The sequence below is a fragment of the uncultured Paraglaciecola sp. genome (assembly GCF_937123705.1).
Classification (GTDB): domain Bacteria; phylum Pseudomonadota; class Gammaproteobacteria; order Enterobacterales; family Alteromonadaceae; genus Paraglaciecola.
The window spans coordinates 205,662-228,362 of record NZ_CAKZKO010000139.1; the positions used below are offsets into that span (position 1 = coordinate 205,662).

18 protein-coding genes are annotated in these 22,701 nt (G+C 39.1%); 5 read left to right on the forward strand and 13 right to left on the reverse strand.

Going from position 1 to position 22,701, the window contains the following annotated elements:
- Window positions 1-136: 136 nt before the first annotated feature.
- From Q0688_RS19355 to Q0688_RS19385, 7 genes are all read right to left on the reverse strand, one after another.
- On the reverse strand, window positions 137-2,755 hold the full coding sequence (locus tag Q0688_RS19355; protein WP_299081106.1) for an AAA family ATPase: 2,619 nt from the start codon (window positions 2,753-2,755) through the stop codon (window positions 137-139).
- 120 nt (window positions 2,756-2,875) lie between these two features.
- Window positions 2,876-4,285 carry a hypothetical protein gene (locus tag Q0688_RS19360; protein WP_299081108.1) on the reverse strand — a complete coding sequence of 470 codons (1,410 nt, stop codon included), beginning with the start codon at window positions 4,283-4,285 and terminating at the stop codon, window positions 2,876-2,878.
- Between the two features lie 13 nt (window positions 4,286-4,298).
- Complete coding sequence (hsdR, locus tag Q0688_RS19365; RefSeq protein WP_299081111.1) at window positions 4,299-6,860, reverse strand: EcoAI/FtnUII family type I restriction enzme subunit R; 2,562 nt, start codon at window positions 6,858-6,860, stop codon at window positions 4,299-4,301.
- Window positions 6,861-7,039: 179 nt separating this feature from the next.
- Window positions 7,040-8,989 carry an RNA-binding domain-containing protein gene (locus tag Q0688_RS19370; RefSeq protein ID WP_299081119.1) on the reverse strand — a complete coding sequence of 650 codons (1,950 nt, stop codon included), beginning with the start codon at window positions 8,987-8,989 and terminating at the stop codon, window positions 7,040-7,042.
- Between the two features lie 12 nt (window positions 8,990-9,001).
- Window positions 9,002-10,174: a restriction endonuclease subunit S gene (locus tag Q0688_RS19375; RefSeq protein ID WP_299081122.1), complete on the reverse strand. Its 1,173-nt coding sequence runs from the start codon at window positions 10,172-10,174 to the stop codon at window positions 9,002-9,004.
- Window positions 10,174-11,658: an N-6 DNA methylase gene (locus Q0688_RS19380; protein WP_299081125.1), complete on the reverse strand. Its 1,485-nt coding sequence runs from the start codon at window positions 11,656-11,658 to the stop codon at window positions 10,174-10,176. Before Q0688_RS19380 ends, Q0688_RS19375 begins: the two co-directional genes overlap by 1 nt.
- 95 nt (window positions 11,659-11,753) lie before the next feature.
- Window positions 11,754-11,990 (reverse strand): helix-turn-helix transcriptional regulator, encoded by a 237-nt coding sequence (locus Q0688_RS19385; RefSeq protein WP_299081128.1) that lies wholly within the window; start codon window positions 11,988-11,990, stop codon window positions 11,754-11,756.
- Between the two features lie 142 nt (window positions 11,991-12,132).
- Between Q0688_RS19385 and Q0688_RS19390 the strand changes: the two genes are divergently transcribed.
- From Q0688_RS19390 to Q0688_RS19405, 4 genes are all read left to right on the forward strand, one after another.
- Window positions 12,133-12,657: a hypothetical protein gene (locus Q0688_RS19390; protein ID WP_299081131.1), complete on the forward strand. Its 525-nt coding sequence runs from the start codon at window positions 12,133-12,135 to the stop codon at window positions 12,655-12,657.
- On the forward strand, window positions 12,654-14,087 hold the full coding sequence (locus Q0688_RS19395; protein ID WP_299081134.1) for a DEAD/DEAH box helicase family protein: 1,434 nt from the start codon (window positions 12,654-12,656) through the stop codon (window positions 14,085-14,087). The genes Q0688_RS19390 and Q0688_RS19395 overlap by 4 nt, the downstream gene beginning before the upstream one ends.
- Window positions 14,088-14,089: 2 nt before the next feature.
- Window positions 14,090-14,368 carry a hypothetical protein gene (locus Q0688_RS19400; RefSeq protein WP_299081137.1) on the forward strand — a complete coding sequence of 93 codons (279 nt, stop codon included), beginning with the start codon at window positions 14,090-14,092 and terminating at the stop codon, window positions 14,366-14,368.
- Window positions 14,369-14,523: 155 nt separating this feature from the next.
- Window positions 14,524-14,829 carry a hypothetical protein gene (locus Q0688_RS19405; RefSeq protein ID WP_299081140.1) on the forward strand — a complete coding sequence of 102 codons (306 nt, stop codon included), beginning with the start codon at window positions 14,524-14,526 and terminating at the stop codon, window positions 14,827-14,829.
- Between the two features lie 509 nt (window positions 14,830-15,338).
- On the opposite strand, the gene Q0688_RS19410 is transcribed toward Q0688_RS19405, so the two are convergent.
- Together Q0688_RS19410 and Q0688_RS19415 are read right to left on the reverse strand one after the other, a co-directional pair.
- Window positions 15,339-16,529, reverse strand: coding sequence for an SUMF1/EgtB/PvdO family nonheme iron enzyme (locus tag Q0688_RS19410; protein ID WP_299081143.1), 1,191 nt, complete (start codon window positions 16,527-16,529; stop codon window positions 15,339-15,341).
- Between the two features lie 25 nt (window positions 16,530-16,554).
- Window positions 16,555-16,725, reverse strand: a complete 171-nt coding sequence (locus Q0688_RS19415; RefSeq protein ID WP_299081146.1) for a hypothetical protein — start codon at window positions 16,723-16,725, stop codon at window positions 16,555-16,557.
- A 634-nt stretch (window positions 16,726-17,359) separates the two neighbouring features.
- Here Q0688_RS19415 and Q0688_RS19420 point away from each other — a divergent pair.
- The gene (locus Q0688_RS19420; RefSeq protein ID WP_299081149.1) at window positions 17,360-18,697 is read left to right on the forward strand and encodes a hypothetical protein; all 1,338 of its coding nucleotides are present in this window, start codon (window positions 17,360-17,362) and stop codon (window positions 18,695-18,697) included.
- A gap of 338 nt (window positions 18,698-19,035) precedes the next feature.
- Here Q0688_RS19420 and Q0688_RS19425 read toward each other — a convergent pair whose 3' ends face one another.
- The 4 genes from Q0688_RS19425 to Q0688_RS19440 all read right to left on the reverse strand — a co-directional run bounded on the left by Q0688_RS19425 (window position 19,036) and on the right by Q0688_RS19440 (window position 22,699).
- Complete coding sequence (locus Q0688_RS19425) at window positions 19,036-19,629, reverse strand: hypothetical protein (RefSeq protein ID WP_299081160.1); 594 nt, start codon at window positions 19,627-19,629, stop codon at window positions 19,036-19,038.
- A gap of 190 nt (window positions 19,630-19,819) precedes the next feature.
- A complete protein-coding gene (locus tag Q0688_RS19430; RefSeq protein ID WP_299081163.1) occupies window positions 19,820-20,395 on the reverse strand; it encodes a hypothetical protein in 576 nt (191 codons plus the stop codon).
- A gap of 394 nt (window positions 20,396-20,789) precedes the next feature.
- Window positions 20,790-22,163: a site-specific integrase gene (locus tag Q0688_RS19435; RefSeq protein WP_299081165.1), complete on the reverse strand. Its 1,374-nt coding sequence runs from the start codon at window positions 22,161-22,163 to the stop codon at window positions 20,790-20,792.
- Window positions 22,163-22,699 (reverse strand): hypothetical protein, encoded by a 537-nt coding sequence (locus Q0688_RS19440; RefSeq protein ID WP_299081168.1) that lies wholly within the window; start codon window positions 22,697-22,699, stop codon window positions 22,163-22,165. Before Q0688_RS19440 ends, Q0688_RS19435 begins: the two co-directional genes overlap by 1 nt.
- Window positions 22,700-22,701: the final 2 nt, after the last annotated feature.

Here is a 22,701-nt window from a genome sequence, read left to right on the forward strand (position 1 = left end):
TAAATACTGAAGGTCTGACGTGGTGAATAGATACGACATCGAGATCCTAAACATACAGTTCACTGCACGCGAGTCGCAGGTTCATCCTTTGAGGGGATTTGGAGTTCATAGCTAACAAAGTTAAGGCATTTACACTTCAAGATAAAGCCTCATCTAAGTTAACTAGAGCGGCAACAATTGCTGTAACTGTGCCACGATCAAATTCAGCCCGATCATTTTCTTCATGAGTTCCTTTATTCAGATATCGCCATTCCCTGCAATCCCCATTAATACCCAGTAACGAATTTATAGGGTCATAAATCGCGTTTTTGTTTGGGTCTGCGAAGTCAGGTTTATGAATTTTACTTCTTAATTGATCAGTTAAATTCCGTAACTCAATTGGGGCCGATGAGGAACGTAACTTAATGCTTAAATTACCGTTTCCGAATCGGTTAACATAATTCCAAACCTTACCTTTTGTTAGAGCTTCTAACGCCTGACGGGATTTAGATAAGGCTTCTCTCACTTCGTTACGTTCGATATGGTTTGTTGCCGCCAGAATGTAGTTCCTCGGCGCACAGTTAAAATCCACACGTATATGTTGCTCTCCTAACCTAGGGAGGAAGCTCATTAAGTTAGAGCTGCGCACATCCTCAACCGAAAGAAGATTTTGTATGTCTTTGAAAAACTCCTCGCCATGACATGTCAGAATAATTTGCTTTTCCATGAAGTACTGATCCTCAAACAGGGTAAGTCTTATAGACTCGCGGTGATCGTCATCAATCGCGTTTACAGGATCATCGAAGATTAAAACAGGTGCTTGTTCTTTCAGGTTTTTGGCAAGTAGTATTGCTAATCCAAGGCAGCGTACATGTCCTTCGCTCAGGATATGTAATGCGTCGAAAAATTTCGCTGGTTGGTTTTGGAAAGATATACTCAAGCGTTGATTTTGTGCCAAAGGTAGTTTTGCTACTGCCAATAGCTCTGTTTGTGCATCATTACGATTGAATGCGTTATACAACTCAACTACTAGTTCGCCTAAATCTGCTACTAGCTGCGCTGGTAAACCGTTGTTGTATCTCGTTAGTTTATGAACAAATGTAGCGTACGCGGTGACGATTTCTTGATTCTTGGAAATGACTGCTTTTTCAGCTTGCACGTTAGAAATTAGTTGGGCGTTTTCTGTTTGGAAATTATTAATGAGTTGCTGACCTATAGCGATATTACTAAGAGCTGTCTTTTTTTGGGTGTTTAATATTGTAATTTGACGTTCAAAATCTCGTAATCGGGTTAATTCAGCCTGTTTATTATTTTTAAAACCCAGTGCTTCATCAGTTTTCTTATCATCGGCTTCAAGCTGCTGAACCTGACCAATCAGGTGCTGCCAACCTGTATAGTTATCAGGCAACGGAGCCAATAAAGAGTCCCACCAGGGTATACTAGGTTGCACATCGGTAAGCCGCAACGACTGCAAAAGGTTATTCTCCGGGTAAAACTGCAAACAAATATTTAAAATTTGCGAAATGCTCAATATATTTTGAAGAGCTTGCCGCTCAAGCTGTGTGACATTTTCTTGTAGTGCAGCTAATTGCTGTAACTTCGCTAATTCCTGCCCTGCATGTATATATGGGTTGACTGCTACCTGTTGCAAAGGCGTCTTGCAGGCAGGGCAAGCTGCTTGGCTGCTTGGTTGAACTTGAGTCACGGCTTCATACAGCCGCTTAAATGAGACTTGCTGGCTTGCATCTGCTAACTGTTGTTGTTTTTGCCTTAATTCGTTAACTGCTGTCGCCGCGTCATTTCCGATGACCTCTAAAGTGGCTTTGCTTACATTAGCCTTTGGAGGAAGTGGCTGTTGCAACTCAGTGTCTAATTGTTGTATGCGGCCTGATTTTTGAGCATCACCACTGAGCTCAAACGCCATTTGCTCAAAGGTAGCCCCATCTCTGTAAGTATTAACTAAATTCAGTTCTTCATTAGCAATACGCTGTAGTTCGGCGTTACTCGTTTTAATCTGCTGTTGGGCTCCTTGCAACCCTTGCTGCTTCAGCATTAGCTGAAGTGTTTGCTTGCCTTGCAAGTCAATGTATTGCCCACCAATTTCTGACGTAAAATTACGAACAAACTCAGTAAAGGACTCTAGGCCAAAAAGCGTTGCGATAAGCTCTGTTTGTTTAGCTGGTGCCTGAGCAGCTATTCGTGAAAAGCTATCAATACGGTTTTTTTCAACAAAGCAGAAACGGTATGTCGACTCGTTTGGTATTATAAAAACATCACTTCCTTGACCATCAAGCGCAACAATCTCAGGAGGTATAAAGGCATTCACGAACGCGTTTCTTAAATATTCGTTTTGATCGCGAAAACGCTTACTTTCCGCTTCTGCAACGTTGCCCAATAAAGAATATTCCAGCGCCTCACAGAAACTTGATTTACCTGTTCCATTGGGGCCATAAATCAGTACCAGTCTACTATCAAGATCAAATATCTCCTGTCGTGAAAATCCTCTGAATGGACCAACAGTCAAGGTTTTTAAACGCGATAATTGTATCGCAGGCGCCACTTCTTGTTCAGGAATTGGAGGTATATTAGTTGGTAACATGTCCCAATTGGCTTGGGATAATTCAACTAATTTGCGAATACGCTGTCCCTGATGAGTACCTAAAGGGATCAGAACCTCTAAATTGGCTAATACTATGTTCGCTATTTTGCACACAGAATCAGTCGCATTTTGTCCTATTAACGTTTGCATGAAACGTTGATATTCAGCATGAATCATATAGCGTCCTTGTGCTCACTATCATAAAGAGATCTTGTCACTAACCTCAACGACATCCACCATGCATAAACACAAGCTGCTGCTCCAGAGCTATGATCACTCAACAAACCATGAGCAACTTCATATCGGTGAGTGGCAACATATGTCCCTGAGGTACTCTTTGGTAACCCTAAATTCTGACAGTATTTGGTTGAGGGCTGGAATAATCTGACCTTTTACCGTTAACTCTAAATCTATTTGAAAGCTTTGAATGATTTTAATATTTATCGCTAGATCGCTTTCTCCACCTTCACTAAGAAAATTCAGTGCTGGTGTTTTAGCAATAACTCGTCCGTCATCAGCAATATGAGATCCACCAAACATGTTACTAAGTGGAAACTGTTGGATCTGCTCGATAGTTCTGGTGCGTAATTCTTGATATTTAGGCGTGGCAAAGCCTGTAAAACATAATAGAGAAAGCTCTAAGCTCTCTTTTCCTCCTACATGTTTTCGCGCCCCATCAATTATTTCAGAAATATCAATCCCTGGAGTTTGCACTAACCCCATTTCTCTTAATGTACCAGAGCCCGCTTCAGTAATTTTGTCTCTTATCGAAACTAACTTTGCTGTTACACCAAGTTCGTCCCTCTTAGCTATTGGAATTTTCCTATATGCCTGTAAGGCATTTTCATAAAAAGTATTGGCAACCATCTGACTTGGTGCATTATCGTTGCATTTAGAGTCGCCTTCCAGTTCAAAGCAATCTGCTGCAAGTAGTAAACTTTTTAACCAACTATCTACTTTACCTTGCACTTTGAACATACGCTCCGCTAACGATAAGTATTCACGAGCCTCTCTGTGAGCGCCTGAAGAGTGAAAACCTGTTGCGTATCCAAACAATGCTTCTGCCATATGTTCAAGCTGATTTTTGCATAAACCGTTACTCTCAATAAGCTCAGCAATCCAAAGATGCATAAACGGACTACCTGAATAATTTTTCTCGAAAGCTTCTTGCAACGATGTTTCTATAGTGGAGATGGAATCTGAATCACGAATTTGCCTTGCTAATCGAATACACCTTTTCCAGCAATCACCAACATCAGAGTGCCAAGTTTCTGGGTCAATCGGGAGCATGAGATAATTTTGAATAGCTGCTCGAACATAATCGACTTTTTTAGGATTGACGCATAACCAAAGCAAATCAGCAAAACGAGCCTTTACTATAGGCTCAAGCATATCTTCATAAATATTTGCAACGAACTCCAATTGCTCATGAGTAAAGTCGTCTGCAATTACTGAGCGTTTTCCTTCCAACTGCACATAAGGCTGAAAAGGATCATTAGCACTGTTTGGTCTCAGCATCATTGAGCATATTGCAGAGGCAAGATCTAATGCATTGGCCAACGCTTCATTTTTTGCCTGGCGCTCTTTTTCCCCATGCTCTTTATAAATGGAGCAAATTGAATAATATCCATGCTCAAACGGAGGTTTAATAACCTTATTGCTTTTAGTTATAAACTCTTCGGCCGAAGATAAAGCGGGAACATCCATTTAAAACATCCTTTTACTCATACAAATACTTCTGAAACCCAACAAACGTCTCTCGAATTGCTAGCGGTGATCCAAACTCGGCGGCGGCGTCGTTTATGGTGTTGTATTTAAGTTCGACTAAGCTGCGCATTTTTTTGGCTGCAAGTTCTTGCACGCCGTCTTCTATGTATTTATCTAGTATGAACTCGATAAACTCGATTTGTTTACTTGTGAATTCACTTGATATACCCGGCTTTGCCGTGGCTACACGTTCTTTACGAGTGTGGGTTTCTCTGGCGTAGGCTACGAAGGCTAGTAGGTCGTATACGTCGCTGTCTTTGGCGTCGATGATGTCTTTCATGCTGTCTAGCTTTTCGTCGTCGTAACCGGCTTCATGTAAGTCTGCTAGTAGCTTTTCACGGGTGCTTGGGTTGCTCCATATTTGGCGTAGTTCTTCTTCGTTACCAAAAAAGCGTGGTAGCTCACCAAATAACTGCTCTACAAACTGGTGAGCAGTGAGCATGTCTCCATTGGGCCCCATAAACAGTACGCTTTTCATGTGCTTAATTTGGCGTACTTTACCGTCGGTTAGGGTAATAAATATCTTGTCTGGTTTCTCTCCACCACCTCCACCTGTATCGCAGCTACAAGGTTCATTGCCGCACTTATTGCATTGCTCGACAAGACACTGGCAGGGAGATTGTTTACATTCACTACATGGCTCGTCAGGCGTGTCGTTTTTGCAATTGCATGGATTAAAACCACAGGTATCACATACACAACTGCATGGTGAGGTTTCACAACCCTCGCAAGGGACTTCGTCTACAGGCTCTTTAGGAGGCAATGGTTCACCATCCCACGCTGGGTCAGCAAAGTTATGGTGGGCTTTGACAAAGTCGTACACGGTGAAGAATGATTTGCCGTCGTACATGCGAGTGCCACGTCCAATAATCTGTTTAAACTCAATCATGTTTTTGCATTCACGCATTAACACAATGTTTCGCACATTGCGGGCGTCTACGCCTGTCGATAACTTGCGTGAGGTGGTTAATATAGTTGGGATGGTTTTTTCATTATCACAAAAGGTGCGTAGGTCGTTTTCACCGGCTGCGCCATCGTTTGCGGTAATGCGTACGCAATAGCTTGGATTGGTTGTGTAACCGTTTTTAACGGCATATTGATTGATGTAGTCTCGCACTTTGCCTGCGTGTTCTTGGGTGGCGCAGAATACGATGGTTTTCTCAGATGGGTTGATATGATCCATCCAATACTGCACACGTTTTTGTTCACGCTGGGGCATGGTGATTATGCGGTTAAAGTCACTTTCTTTATATACTTTGCCTGGCTCTGGCTCACCTTTAAAAGTAACCGCATCGCCTGGGGTATAGACGTATTCGTCCATGGTGCCAACAATGGGATACACCTTGAACGGGGTTAAAAATCCGTCGTTAATACCTTGTTTTAAGGTGTAGCTGTAAACAGGATCGCCAAAGTATTTATAACTGTCAGCATTGTCGGTACGCTTTGGTGTAGCGGTTAAACCTAGTTGAACCGCTGGCGAAAAATGCTTAAGAATATCTCGCCAAGCACTTTCGTCATTTGCGCCACCACGGTGACATTCGTCGATAATAATAAAATCGAAGAAGTCTTCTGGATAATCTCTAAATCGGCAATTGCTAGTATCTTTTATTTGCTCAGGATCAAACTCTTCACTTTCTAATTCTTCAGCATCTTCATTACCGCCAGAGTCCGTCATTAATGTTTGAAAAATCGCCATAAAGATACTGGCATTTTTAGGTACACCATTGGCTTTTTTAATTTCGCTTGGGGTAATACGCACTACGGCATCTTCTCCAAAGGCGCCAAAGTCGTTAAAGGCTTGTTTGGTTAGTACATTACGGTCGGCTAAAAATAAAATACGTGGGCGTTTTTTGGCGTTACTTGGGTTCTTTGCCGCTTGTAAACTCCAGCGACTGTAAAATAACTTCCATGACATTTGAAAGGCAATACAGGTTTTACCTGTGCCTGTGGCAAGGGTAAGTAGTATACGGTCTTTGCCTTGTGCTATTGCCTCTAATGCTTGGTTAATGGCGTTTTCTTGATAATAACGTGGTTGCCAGTCGCCTTTACATTCAAAAGGGATTTTGGCAAAACGGGTGCGCCATGTGCAGGTATATTCAGGCTCGGTTTTACCTGTGGCGGGTTCAAAGCATAAGCGCCACATATCTTCAGGACTAAGGTAGCAATCAACTAATTGCTCATCACCGGTAAGCATATCTATTTGGTAAATGTCGTGACCATTAGTGGCATAAGCAAAACGGCACTGTAAACGCTCGGCGTAGTCTTTGGCTTGGCGTACACCTTCGGTATAACTTAGGCCTTCACGCTTAGCTTCAACGGCGGCTAATTTTCTACCTTGAAACTCCAAGACATAATCGCAGCTCAGTTTTGATGCACGTTTACCACCACCCAAAATTCGGCCAGCGGTAATACTCACTTCACGGCGAACAATGCTATGATCAACTTTACCCCAGCCATCTAACGCCAATTTAGGCGAGATTAACTCAGCGCGTGTTTCAGATTCGTTTCTACTCATGACACTTACCTGTGTATTAATTAGTTTGCTACTCTGAGGCAATATTTGTTGTTGAATCAAGAACCTGCCAAGAAACAAAAGTTAACGTAACATATCGTAATATAAGATATTAATGAAATATCTGTACAATAAAAACACTGCATTTATCGGCAAAATCAAGAAGCAGTCAAGAGACTTTATTACTCAACAGTGGTATATCCCTGCAGAGGAGAATTAGGTGTATGCGGAAATGCCATCTGCAACACGCCATCTGTAATCATTGGCTTAAGGTAATTCTGACGAAGACTTTGAGACTTTCTACCAAGTAACACTTCAAGTACTGAAACCGGAATATAGTGCCCTTTACAAAGTTCACTGATAAGTTTCTTCATCGTATCAACATCTAAACGACTCTGCTCTCTAGATTGAGCGCCTAATGCGTTAAGTCGATGGCTAAACTCTTTAGCTAAAGCATCCAGATCATCAACATAGGGTTTATTAAGTTGAACACTGATAAAACGGCCTTCTGCATCTCTTCCATCATCTAAAACAGTCTCATTATTTGAAGCGCTATGCGTTAAGCTTTCTTTACTATGCGTTAAGTTATCCAAAGAGGTTAACGTATTGGTAAATACATCTTCTGGAGAAGGAAGCTCCATACCAGGTAAGCTATAAGATTTATCTTTTTTTATACCATTAGCAATCAAAAAGCCTTTATCCACAAGCTTAGGTAAAGCTAAAGTGACATCTCTTGAGTGCTTACTAGTTAACTGACATGCGCGTTCGTGATTAACCCAACCTTCAATAGCTGCAGTGGTAACTATCATTTGCTCTAACTCATTCAATTCATAAAAGCGATCACCGAATAAAGCACTTAATAGATCGGTTACTTCCTTAGGAATTAGACTAACGGTAGAAAGCTCTAATAACGTTTGTTCAGAAGGGACGTGTTTTTCATATAGTTTAGGCTTTCGCCACTTAGCCCACTCCCAACCACTGTAAATTTTAGGAATACCGGATCCGGCTCGTTCACCTGCACCAATCATCAAAAACATTTGATGCATTTTTCGGTTACGACAATCACTTTCGCCACCTTTAACGGCAATTTCAGGAGGAACTCGCATCAAACCAGGATTACGAAAACCAAATAAATCTGGGCGTTTAATAATTAATATTGAACTTCTGCCAGAGTAATCAGCATGAACTAATGTATTCACCAAGGCTTCACGAATAGCTTCATGGGCCTTAGATTCATCTAGACGAATCCCTTGCTGAAGTTCAAATGGTACTTTCAGGTCGGTAGTTAATTTTCGGTAGGTTCGTCGGTAAAAGTCGAATACATTTCCAGACCAAGAGCCATCAGGATAAACGCGATCAATCCAGCGATGGGTATTAGCTTCATCACGCTCTCTATAATCAACAAAGTAATTAGGGGCAGCTTCTTGAATAGCGTCCCATGTACCAAACATCATCACACCAGCAAACGTTATGCCCTCTTCACTAGTTTGACGATCTCTTCGCCAGCCGCCTAATTGCTTAAACATTTCAAAAAGTTCAAGCTCTAACCAAGGGTGCTGGGGTTTAGCCACTGCTAATAAATTTTTATAAGTACTTAGGCTATCTCTATCAATATCATCAAAATTAAAACCTTTAAGAATTTTATCGTCGCGGCTGTTTTCCACTTGTTCGGCAAACATGCGCTTTACTTGCTCTTCACTACAACGGTGATCACCTTCGTGCAGACGAACAAAGGTTTCTTTCATAGGTTGGTTTTTTAAATAAACAGGCTTTTGTTCTCTTCGAGCGGCAGGGATATTAATAACTAATAATTGCCTTTCCTCAACAACAGTTACTTCCACGTTATCATTGCTAAGTAAGTTAATATTTACCTTGCCAGTATTGTCGGCAAGATCAAACAGTTGTTTTTGAACCGTTTCAATATCTTCAATGCCAACAACTGTTAAATTTCCACTTTTTTCACGCACCCCTAACACTACATAGCCACCACGACTATTTGCCATAGCACTATAAGTCGGCCAAAAATCATCAGGAAGCTTGCCCTTGCCGTCTTTGCCTTGAGCCAATTTGAACTCTAATTCGGCTGACTCAGATAGTGTCTGTAAATCTATTTGGTCGTTAATATGAAACATATTGGTTCCTGACTACTCAGTTTCAGCGGTTAATTCACCACTAAAGGCTTTTTGTAATATAGATTTTTTAAGTTCGTCTATCGAGCTTAATTTTTTTTGATAAATGACTTCTAATTGCTGTACTGAAACCATTAATTCATTTAGTGATCTAACAATTTCATTTTGTTTTTTTATGCTTGGAAATGGGAAGTTTAATTTTTCAAAGGTACCCATATTAATATTGTCTTGCGCTGAGCCTTTACCTTTTGCTTGTAAAATAGCTTTAAATGATTGTAATAAAAACTCAACGTAGGGAATAGTTGTGAACTCTGGATTAACCACCACACCGATTACGCTATCAGGAAAGCAGCTATCAAAATCTAAAATGCCAGTTTCAGCAATATTTGCAGCGATCGTTATGCAAATTGTACCTTTAGGCCATAATTTACTTTGTGCTAATCCTACTTCATTGTAAGTTTTAGAATACTGAGTAATTAAGTGTTCGCAATTTCTTACGTCACCTGTCTGTACAAAAGGGTATTTCCCACCATATAGTGATTCATCATTTCTAGGCCTATGTTTTGACTTACCTCGACCAAAATCTATAGACGCTTCTTTTAACGTTTTCTCAACCCAACCTTCACCTTTTTGGCTGAAGACTTGTTGTAGGTAGCTGTCGAATAACTCGCGGGCATTTTTAAGGTTTTGTTCGGTTTTAGCGCGAGTTTGTTCTAAGTCGGCAAACACGGTGTCAAGCAATGCTATAATGCGTTTTTGTTCTGGGAGAGGAGGAAAAGGCAAAACTCGATTTTCCATTGCGCCTTTGGTCACATGAACCATTGTGGTTCCTGTACCTTGTTCTTCTTTTATTTGCTCTACATCCCACTCTAACAAGTGATATAAATATCCTTTATCAACGAGACTTTCGTTAAGTTCTATTTTCCATATGTGATAATGATAAATGACTTTACCTTCATCCCAAATACGAGGTCCAAATGATGCTGACCATGCATATAAAAGGTCGCCTTTATCACAGTATTTATCTTCATTTAGCTCTAAATCAGAGTAAAACCAGCTTCTGTTTGTAAAGAAATTCCCAACTCTAAGTAGAGGATATTTACCTTCAGAAAGCATTTCATGCTTTTTATAAGCTCTACCATTGATCAAGCGGCAAACATCACCTAACTTTTTAGATTCAACGGTCATTACAACAAGTCCTGAATCTTAGCTAAGATAGCCTCAGATTCTTTATCGAGCGCAATAATGTCATCAATAATGGTTTTAGGTTCGCGCAGTGGTGCGGCTTCTTCAACGTTGGGGTTTTTAATGGATAAGTCATAAGTAGCTTGGTCAATATCACTAATAGTTAATGACCATGACTTATCCGTTTCACCTTTGTCACGGCTACTGATAGCAACTTTTTGCAATTCAACAAACTCGGCTAAATCTTTATCATTCAATGGGTTAGTTTTACCCATGTTGCGGCCGACATTCAGTTCGTAAAACCATGTATTTAAGGTTGGTTCGCCTTTGGTGAAAAACAACACCACTGTTTTAACCCCTGCGCCTAAAAATGTTCCACCTGGGCAATCAAGCACGGTATGTAAATTACAGTTCTCTAGTAACTCTTTACGCAAAGCAATGGCAGCGTTGTCGGTGTTACTTAAAAAGGTGTTTTTAATCACAATGGCGGCACGGCCACCGGGTTTAAGCATTTTAATAAAGTGCTGTAAAAACAAAAAGGCGGTTTCACCGGTTTGTATGGGGAAGTTCTCTTGCACCTCTTTACGCTCTTTGCCGCCGAACGGTGGGTTAGCCAGTATGATGCTGTGTTGGTTACTTGGCTGAATGTCTTGTAGGTTTTCACTTAAGGTATTGGTGTGCAATACGTTAGGCGCTTCGATACCGTGCAAAATCATGTTCATGATGGCGATAACGTATGCGAGTGACTTTTTCTCTTTGGCGTAAAAGGTGTCGTTTTGCAGGGTTGCTAAATCATTGGTGCTTAATTTTACTTTATCGCGCCCGCCTTGGCGTAGGTAGTCAAAGGCTTCACATAAAAAACCTGCCGAGCCTGCTGCGCCGTCGTATATGGTTTCGCCAATTTTTGGTTGTATAACGTCGATCATCGCACGGATAAGTGGGCGAGGTGTGTAGTATTCGCCACCGTTGCGCCCTGCGTTACCCATGTTTTTAATTTTGGCTTCGTATAAGTGGCTAAGTTCGTGTTTTTCATCTTGCGAGCGAAAACGTAATTGGTCTACTTTTTCTAGGGCGTCACGCAGTGAATAACCGCTTTGAATTTTGTTTTTTATTTCGCTAAAAATCTCACCAATTTTGTATTCAATGGTGTTGGCGTTGTCGGCTCGTTGCTTAAAACCTTTTAGGTACGGGAATAATTGGCCATCGACAAATTCCATTAAGTCGTCGCCGGTTAAGGCGTGGTTGTGGTCAAACTTGCCGTCTGCGTCTTTGGGCGCTGCCCATGCGCTCCATCGGTATTGCTCGTCGATAATGTATTGGTAGGTTTCCATCATCATTTCGGCTTCTTGGGACTTGGTAAACTCTAAATCGTCAAGGTATTTTAAAAATAACATCCACGATGATTGCTCGGTGTAATCTAACTCTGAAGAACAACCTGCGTCTTTGTGAAAAATATCGTCGATGTTTTTGAATACTTGTTCAAACATGGGGGTAAAGTCCTTGTTAGCTATTGAGTGTGGGAGATATGATATTTTTGTTTAAATATCTAAAAAAACGACCCATTAGCTTGTTGTTTTTATCATTAATTAAATTGTGTTTTTACTTCTGATGGTTGCGGGAAAACCTCTTCAATATTGCAATGGAGGAAATGAATAATTTCATAAATCCTTTCACATGAAATTGGCACTGTACCTTTTTCGATTCGGCTTAAATAACTTGCCTCTATGCCTATCTTATTCGCTACTTCAGCTTGGGTTATGGAACGCTTTGTACGAGCAATTTTGATATTCATGCCAATTAATTGTTGAGCGGACTTCATTCAAAACTTCCACAAATAAAAGAATAAAAAATCCTCCCATATTGCAGAGCGCCAACCCATGACATATAATTAAATTAATTTACATATATATCAATATAATTACTTTCATATCAAGTAATTAATCTTAGTAGCAATAATCAATATGAAATTAGATCCTTTGGTAGCTCAAATTATTGCTGCGGCGAATTTTGATCACTTTACTACGAGTGATGTTCGGTCGGCATATTTAGCTTTAAAAAATGACCCATCACTTGAACCCGCGACAGTTAGAAGAAGTATTTATTCTGAGCTTTTAAAGCTAGTTAAAAAAGGCTGGCTGAAGAAGTTGGTATCTAATAAAAAAGGGTTTACAAAATTCCATAAAACCGAACTTTTTAATAGTGAGAAGATAAATTTATTGGCTGCTAGCAAGGTCAAAAATGCGGTTACGGGAGGAGATGAGAAGAAAAGTAAACTACTCGCTAAATTGAATCTCTACAAAGCTGATTTGTTGTTAAATATTGGTGAGTCTGAAGCCTATAAGGAATTGTATTCTGAATGCCCCGAATTGGTAGATGAGATACAACCGCAATTTAATATCGCGAGAGATAACAATACGAAGATTTTAGGAAAGATTAGGGCAATTGAGGGCTTACTAGCACAAGATAAAGCTGTAGAAGCACTATGAAATTAAGACTATGGCAAACAGAGAGCATCAATTTAGCGTTAACACGTTACCGGAACGGATATAGCCACTTTTTAACCCTAGCTACACCAGGTGCAGGTAAAACGATGATGGCGTCTGCGTTGGCAGACCACTTATTAAAGAGTGACTTAGCTGATCTAGTGGTTTGTTTTTCACCTTCTTCTATTGTTGCTAAAGACTTTAGTGAAAGCCTGCATTTAACTACGCAAGAGCGTTTTGATGGCTTAATGGGTGCGAAAGGCAGATCACTGACTTATCAAAACTTGCAGTATCTTGATGCAAGTTTTTGGCAGTTGTTTGATCGCTATAGGGTGTTTGTGATATTTGATGAGATCCATCATTGTGCAGGGTCGAATATTTATAATGCCAATGCATGGGGGGAGCAGATTATACTTAACATTAAGGATAAGGCTGAATTTACCCTAGCGTTAACTGGCACTCCGTGGCGCTCTGACGCTGCTCCTATCGTGCTTTCTAATTATATGCACCCTAGTAACAAAATATCATGCGATTACGTTTATGGGCTTTCTGAGGCCATTTCTGACGATGTTTGCCGTGTTCCGCAGATAATTGCGATTGATAATAATAATATTTCGGTAACGGATGACAAAGAAACTAACACATTTACCAGCTTTAAGCGTTTATTAGCTCATTCCTCTATCCCTTACCAAGACATCATAGAGAATGAAAAAGTGATGGAATATATTATTCATTCAGCACAGAAAAAATTGGACAAGATAAGATCCGTTAACGCTGAGGCGGCAGGGCTTATTGTTGCTTCGTCTGTGGAGCATGCACATCAAATCTCGATGTTAATGAAAAAATGTTTTAACGAGCAAGCTGTTGTTGTGACATATCGAGAAAATGATCCTACCAGTATTATTCAGCGATTTAGACATGCAACAACTAAGTGGATTGTTTCTGTAGGCATGATCAGCGAGGGAACGAATATTCCTCGGTTACAGATTTGTTGTCACCTGACCAATATCAAGACAGAAATGCATTTTAGACAGATTTTAGGTCGAATACTTAGAATGACGGATTCAAAGAATCAAGAGGCGGTCATGTATATGCCTGCAGAGCCTAAGCTGCTGGAATATGCATATCGAGTTAAGCAAGATGTGCCGGTTGAAGCTGGTGTGGTTCGGTTTGAAAAGATGGAAAGCCTTATTGAGGACAATATTGATAATAACTTTTCCAACACTATAACTTTTGATAAAGCAATGAAAGTTCGCTCTCACGCAAAGTTGAACCTTAGTGAATTTGATACTGTTATTGATAATCAAAACTTTGATAAAACTACTGCAAAAACTGAAGAACACTTTTTGACAAACTCTTATGAAAAAATAGTAAACATTTTTGGTCGGTTTCAACAAGAATCGATTGCATTGGGGCTAAGTGAATTAGGATAGTTATGCTTACAGTTAAAAAATTTAAGGAAAAGTTAGGCCGTTCTAAACATCCGGACTACCTGCAAGTCGCTTTCGATGCAGATAATACTAATCAATTTTATATCGTTGGCAATGGTGGGATGGGAACAACTGTGAGTGCACCCGTTGAAAGTTTTCTACCTGAAATCAAAGAGTATGTTATTGCTACGATAAATTCAGGTGGGCTAGTCAAAAATGAAGAGGCAAGCCTTTTGCTTGATAGGAATTTGCTGGTTCATTATTTATCTTTGGCTGATGCTTAGGAGGGGAGAAATCAATAAAGTTTGATACAAAACACGCATTTAAAGCGGCAGTTAATTTTTAACTTTGATCAACCAAACCCTAGCGAAATAGATGCCTGTTGAATAGAACATGATTGTGTTTTACTCTTTTTATTTTCAGACAAGGCGATGGAATTATGAAAGCCAGAATTCTAAGCTATCAAGAGGTTGAGGAGCAGTTTCAGAAGGTTTTAATAGAGCTTAACCTTCTTCCGTTGGACGAAGAATCTCTAAAGAATAATGCCAGCTGTTTGATATTTATTCTTACGTTGTGCATCAGTCAGATGAAGGCACCGAGCGACAACTCCTACCCTGAAAAAAGTAAGCATCTTGCAACCCTAGAGAAAGCATCCTCTGCTATTACTTATAAAATGTACACTTGTTCAGTTGAAGAGATAAAAATGCAAGTAAGTGAAGCTTACAAAGCGTTTCACGTTCACTAGATACAAAAACTCGTTTTACCTCGACATAGAATACTTTACTACGGCTTCTTGTGTAGCTGAAATTTTAATGCTCACAAAGGATCTTTTATAGACTATTAACTCCAAAAAACCAGTGTGGTGAAGTTGTTTGAAATTCTACAAATCCCTAACTTTTTGTATTTAGCATATTCACAATATAATGACTAGTTTTCCGACAAAGCGGTCGTAAGCATTTGTCTGGTGTTTATCGTTTTTGTGCCAAAAGCGGCTCGCTATTTCTGTGTAGTTCTGGGTCTGCTTCCGGCCTAAAGCTGTCATGGGATTAACTACTGCGAATGCTAACTATGTAACAGTAAGCAGACATTGGATTTGGCAGCATTAATGGCAACTGTTCCGACAAAAAAGACATAGACCATAATATATTTCCTAGAGTCAAAGTGTTAACTTATGGAGAAAAATCGGCTCGAACAACTTCTAATTTATTTAAAGTGACTCTGTTATTTCTGTCATTCAGAAGGAAAAGTACCTTCTTAGCTTTTTTCTCTCAAGAGTCGAAACCCCATGCTGTCATTAACGTAATCTGGTTCGCTATTCTTCCTTCCCGCAGATGTGGTGAATTTCATCATATTAAAAGCAAGCTCAGGTGTATCCTTATTTAGAATGTAATCGCACTCCCAGCTTCCACCGCGTAAAATTCTGCTTTTTTTACTATCATTAGAAGCTATTCGCTGTTCTTGCCCAAGATATTCTTTCTCCCACTCGCTTGCACACCATTCGGAAACGTTTCCATGCATATCATATAATCCCCAATTGTTCGGCGGGAACTGTTCGACGGGCTTTGTTTTACCGTATTCTTTATTGACATGCATCAATGAGGTATCAGCAGTCTCACCATAATAGTAAAGCGTTGTGGTTCCAGCCCTACATGCATATTCCCACTCTGCCTCAGTTGGTAATCGTATTTCACTTGAAGTGACAGTAGATAACCATGTGCAATATTCCAATGCCTCCCAGTAAGTAACGTTTATAACTGGTCGCTTTCCTCTTCCCCAGCCTTCGTCATCTGGCTTTTCTATCATGTTAACATCGCAATAAATATCGTACATATCGAACGTAACGGTTGTTTTGAGTAACTGGAAAGCATCAACCTCAACAAAAATTGGTTCGGGAAGTTCATCGTCAGGATCCTGTAGAGCCATTTCGAAATCACCAGATGGAATATTAACCCAATCTTCATTATCTATTCCGACCGCTTCTAGATTTTTTGGTTGATAATTTAAACGACCTTTAGGAAGTGTCGATGAGTCTGTTATATCTACGATAAGTAGAAAATTATTATCTTCCCATTTAAGGTGCAACCCCCTTTTACTATCGTTATCAGTAAAACAGTATTCATCTATATTAGTTTCGTTACTATACTTTTGAATTAAGCCAATGCTTGTTTTATTACAAAACACCTCCAAGGCTAACGGATCGTTTTCATTATATTTATCTTGTAATACTTCAAGTTTAATTTCAGCAATATTTAGTTCATTATTTATCAGTTTTGCTCTTAAATACTTTCCTTCTGAACTTAGATATTTACTAGGCGTCAGATCAACAACTATTATCGCTACTTTTTTCCTCTGCTCAACTTCTGACTCTTTCTCAAAGTCATCAACAAGGATATTTCCATGAAGATCTTCAAAGCCCATACTTACGGCATCATCCCAATCACTCATACCAGAAACCTCACTGTCTATTTATTTAGTTAAGATTTTTAAATAATTTAAATGCTTGTTCACGAATTGATTTATGTATACGTAACTCACAATCTTCTCCGTAAATGTTTAATAAATTCATGGCCTCATCTAAATCTTTGATTGATTCCTTTTCTGTAATAACTTTGTCAGTTACTCCTTTTTCATCATCTTTCATTTTAATTTCCGTCGATTTTTTATATTTATATAGAATGCAGAATATATGACATCTCAGCCCTATTCAATAGGTCTGTTTCTGCCCTTTCAAACTAGACACTAATGACCGCTTTTGCGCTGGACTTGCCCTATATCCGAACTTAAATTCAGGAGAGCACAGATACCGGACGTTCGATTATGTCGATACTTTTAGTCTGCAATGAGCGACAAGCTGGCCTTTTCTTCCTTAATTCTTAAGACGGCAGATCCAACAATTTAGGACCCTAACGTTAGGAATTTATAGGTACATTTTGCTAGTAACAACCATCGGTATCAGCTCCCAATATCAGGTGATGTTGTGGTTTGAAATCAAACCGCCATTTAATTTTTGATAAATCAACGTCTCTGGCCCCATTGATTTGGATTTGTACGTATGAACAAAAGTATTTGTAGGTAAGCCAGATGTCTATGGTTGAGAGGGTAGATCAAATAAGTAATAATAAAGTAACTAAAGTCAGAGTTGGATGAGTTTCTGGAAAATGTCCATTATGTGATTTTAATACAAAAGAATAATGAGTCTATTTTGACGATATTTTGTTTGATTTGCTTGATACAAATATCAGCAGGATAAGTATGTAACACGGAAGAGATATTCTATGAGCGAAAAATTTGTATCTAACACCCAACTGAGGACGCTATTATCTGAAGCGACTGAGGACGAAAAGTTAGCTATTACAAAGTTATTGGACACTAGTGCCACTACCGCTTTGGGCGCGATACCATTACAGAAGAAGATATGCTTCGAAGGCGGCCATGGCTTAGTTAATTTTTTCAGAAATCAAGGAACTGGGTATATAGATATTTTGGATGACGTAGCTGATACGTTAGATCTCAAAGGTTTGCCAAGTTATCACTCAAAATTAAAATATTTTGATAATTATGAACAGATAGATGGCGAAAACCCTAGATACACAGAGGTTGAAGCAATACGTCTCGGTTTAGATTATTGTGAACAGGCTGAAGTAAAAATTATTCAAGAATTGATAAAACGCTCTTATGAACACTTATTAAAACAAAGGGATAAAGCCGAGGGACAGTGCTCAGATACTAAAAGAAAAATAAATTCGTTAGTAATAAAAGAGCGAAGATTAGTAGATGAGTCAGTTTGTTTGTTAAGAGAAATATTTAGTTATTCAAAAGAGCAGCTCGATAAGTCATTGGAGCTTATTCTTCCATTGTTAGCTAAGCATCAACATGACTGGATATGGCCTAATTATGAATTGATGTTCGAAAATCCAGCAGTAACATGTGACTGGAAAAAAGAAATGGTGGACAAATTGAAAGCAATGGAAGAAGTGACTAGAAAATTTTTGTTGACTATTAAAGCTTGCGAGGATTTTCCTTTAATTTCAGAAGATTCTATATCCATTGAACAAATTTCTGAACATTTGATTCAACATATATTAGAAACTGAAGATGAAGATGGGCAAAAACAGATATATATAAATAAGCAAATAGAAAAGTTTGAACAGTACTCAATTCAGTATAAAAAGCTTATTAAGGAAAAAAATGATTGCTCAAATAATATTTTGTCAGCAATGAACCTGAGAGATTCCTTGATAAACGATATAGCAGCCCTAAACAATCAAATAAAAGACTTTGACAACAAAATTAACGAAGTCGTTACTAAGCTTGGGGATGCCAGTCATGCAGGATTAGCTGGGACAACTGGTTTAGTGGTAATAGCGAATCTTGGAGGCTTTGCTACATATACACTCTTAACTTCTTTTATGAGCGTTGTTTCCTTTGGCACTCTTGGCTTCGGCGCGTATACGGCTGCTACGTCTTTATTGAGTATCGCGATTGGGCCTGTAGGTTGGGTAGCGTTAGGCGGTTACGCAATGTTTTCTTTTGGTAAGCCGTCTATGTCGAAGTTAGTTCCAATTGTTGCGACAATTGGCGCTATAAGGCAACGTATTAAATATGAAACATGATAAACCTGTAAAGACGATTGTAAAAAAGGGTCATAAACGCTAGCGAGAATTGAAGCATGAACGACCAGTTTAGGCCGATTTTTGTCAATCTGCTAACGACAAAAATTGGTACACACCAGCATTATAATTTTCACAAGAATCTTAGTCGCGAATGTCGGCTTTGGCGCTTGTTCGGTCATTGAGCTCGGTCTGTAAGGAGGGTTTGTAAAGTTTGCAGACATTCAATACACAGCAAAAACTAAAGGTTTACCCCATAAAATTAGCTAGCCATATGCTAATTTTTTTAAGCCAGTGGTTTGGCAATGGGAATGATGCACCTGATGGCAGATACAGGTTGTTTATCTTCCTTTTAGATTTACGTATCTTTTAGCACCTAAATATTGTTCAAACGTATCAATTAAGCTTTTTATTTCATCTCTTACTTGCTTTGTATTTGTCATATCAGCTAATTGCTTATACATATAATCCAACACTGTTTCTGGATTACCGTCTTTATTCATACTCACGGCATTAACATCAATATACAAGGAGTCATTATCAGACAACAATTCATCAAAAAATAAAACATTAAAAAGTTGGTCGTAAGCCCTTCCATGGTCAAAGGCTTTTTTCATGTAATGTTCATTATCTAGCCCACAGGTCATAAAGTTCTTATTGTGATTCAAAAATTTAATAATTTGGTCGACTGAAGGACTAGGCAAGCCCTCATATATTCGCATATGGTCCAAAATATTTATTTTCACATTTTTGGCTACTTTATTTCCATCACCCGTAAATTGAAGGCATATTTTATCGGCTAAGTTACCTATATTCTCAGAAGGTGCCAGCCCGTTTGACGAGGCTCCCTTATGCGAACCAGTAGTGACTGTAGCAAAGGCTCCCGCAGACGAAATCAGAGAGAAAAGTAAACCCAATACAATGAGTGTCTTCATGACATTTTCCAACAGTTATAATGCACCATGTTACCAATACGATACGAAGACTTAAACGTTAACGATAAAAACAGGTGATGAAACATATTTAGGTGGATGAATGGGTGATTCAAATTAGTAATACAGTGAAAACCACATCACCAAACCTAAGCTTACTGAACGGTCATACAAGCTATGAGAGTTCATAACGTTAATGCGTTGTATGCGGTGATTGTTTGTCTTTTTGTAATTGAGCGTAAGTTTTTGCTTCAAAATTATGGATGAAAATAAAAACCACTTGGTCGATTCTAGCCTTTCTTAAATCTCCATCTGGCAGCAATGCCGACTCCCTAAGCATATAATCCAGTACTGTCTCAGGCGTTTTTTTAGGCCCTGTCAGGCTTACTGCATTTACATCTATATTGATACTTTCGTCTTCCATATTCATCCAAATTTTATCCATTAGATAAACTTTAAAGAGTTCAAAGAATGCAGTACTTTTTCTAAAGAAAGAATAATGCATATAACTAACCTCTTCGCCCTCATAATTACATGTCATTCCATCTAGATGCTTATTTAAAAATAGAACAACTTCATCTGGAGTAGGATTTGGGTTTTCCATAAAGTTTTTTAATGTGTCTTCAATATTAGTTATCATTTCGTCACCTGCGGTATAAGTGATACATAATGACCTAGCCAAGCTGGTAGGCGAAACTTCATCCGCAGCCTTAACCCTCGCAGACGAAATGAGAGAGAAAAGTAAACCCAACACAATAAGTGTCTTCATGTCATTTTCCAACAGTTATAATGCACCATGTTACCAATACGATACTAAGACTTAAACGTTAACGATAAAAACAGGTGATGAAGCATATCTAGGAGGACAAATGGGTAATTCAAATTAGCAATACAGTGAAAGCCATATCACCAAGCCTAAGCTTACTGAATGTCGGCTTTGGCGTGTGAGTTGTCATACAGACTCCAGAGCCTCAATGACTGCAATTCGCTCAAACCGGAATATCGGCTATGTGCTGTGAGTCCAACTGGTCAGTGCAACAAACACGTTATGATGGAACTCTGCCATAATCAGACTAGATTCGATAAATATAGTTAATAAAAATATCAAACTTTATTATATTTATTCCGGCTCGAACGATTTAGTTTTTGTCCGCAGGTGTACATCAAATTTCAGCTTGTTTAATATCTAATCCAAAAGCCATTATTGTGCTTTTCAGTGATGCTAGGGCTTCTGTAAAGTTCAGTTCTTTATCCTGAATTTGCTTTTCAATGCGACTTAACTGGTCTTCCACAATTCCTACCGACGCAGATAGTGCAACTGCACTATAAGCTTTAGCGTAGCCTCGTATTTTAGCGAAAGCCAAGTGAATATACGTCTCAAGGGAGTGCAATTGCGTATGCCCTGTCCACTCTCTTAACTGTAATTTGAAAGCCTCAGCATTAAGTAGGTGTTTTCTAAAATCATCAGCATTAGACACATCTTCATGTTGCTGAATAATTTCTATAAGCTTGTTAGTAATAAATGCATGACGATAGAGGTGCGGGTGAAGTTCACCTTTGACATCTAATTCCTTTTTCCATTTGTTTAGATAAGTCGTCCATGAATCCGCTTTAAAAGGCTCACCTGTTTTTGTTGCTATAAACAAGAAGCCATGGTCTTTGTCTCCAGTGAGCCCTTTCTTCTTCATTATTTTGCGACGATATTTCATGTATTGAGCAATATCAGTAACAAGAGTATGGGGAATGGGCACATGTCTTGTGGTTCTATCGTCCTTACGCTTTAGCGTGTGCATTTTAAGGGACGGCTCGTTCATTTCTCTAACTTCTTTGAAATCATCCACGGTTACGAGATGAAGCTCTGCTACCCTACCACCTGTTTGCTCCATTAATTGATACAAAGCTATATCACGATAACGGACAGCTTTATTGGCATTGCTTTGTATAAAGCCCCATACCTTAAGCGCGTCTTCTTCACCCACTGGTAACCGTCTTTTGACAGCATCTTTGCTTGGTAGGCAAATATGCGAAGTGGCGGTAACTTCTTTCTTGTGCCTACTTCCCTCAATTGATATTTTGTGAGTTGTCTCAACTACCGTAATGGCATTGGCTTTGTCTGTGCCAATAAATAGGTTCAAGTCATGATATTCCTGGACAAATTCAAGAAATTTTAGGCATCGAATGCCGACTTCCAAAACCCTATTATTACTTTTAACCTTTTCACCATTAGGATGTTTCTCGCTTTGCAATCCCTGTATAAATAAGCGAAAAGTAGCATCTGTTAAGTCCCTGAAACGGTTAAGATGGGTTGCACTTTCGATGTGATAGACCAAAGCAATAATACAGTTGGCAAATGTCCTGATTGTCTGGTATTTCAATCCATCTTCTAGCAATTTATGAATATACATATTGGCTTCATAGCAAGGCACACCATTTTTATAGGTGACAAACGGTATATCCCTTGGTTTATAAAATGTCAATTTTCCATCAAAACCTAGATGTGACCAACGAGAAAAATCATTTAGTTTAACTACAGGCATCAGACCTCACCGTAGTTTACATAATTAAGCTGCGCCTCAACCTTCTTATTAATATCTTTGTAGCGTTTTAAACGGTCTTCATCTGTTCCATCTTTTAATGCCATTGCTTTTAAGTGAGCGCGCATTTCTTTAACGACTGTATTCAATAGGAAATTACTTTGCTGAGTGATAGCAAGCGTCTCTTCTATTGATGCTAGCTTTTGTCTTGCACTCTCTTCATTGCTCTTTTTTATTTTTCCTTTTAAAGCTTTCTCTATGGCGTCACGAGCATTAATTCTGAGTACATCAAAGCCACCACCACGGCCATCATCAAAACCGTCATCAAACAACAAGTCTGAATGGGTTTTAACGGTATTGATTGAAACAACACCGATATGTCGTTCGTCATCCTCATACTTGGCTAAGCCACCTTGCGATTTTAGCGCTTTTACAAGACCATCATTGTTTTTAAATTCATCTGGCGATTTGATAATCTCCTGTAACAGAGCTTCGGTTGCCAGTATTGTTTTTTGATTGGTTTCTTTATTCTTTTTCATTG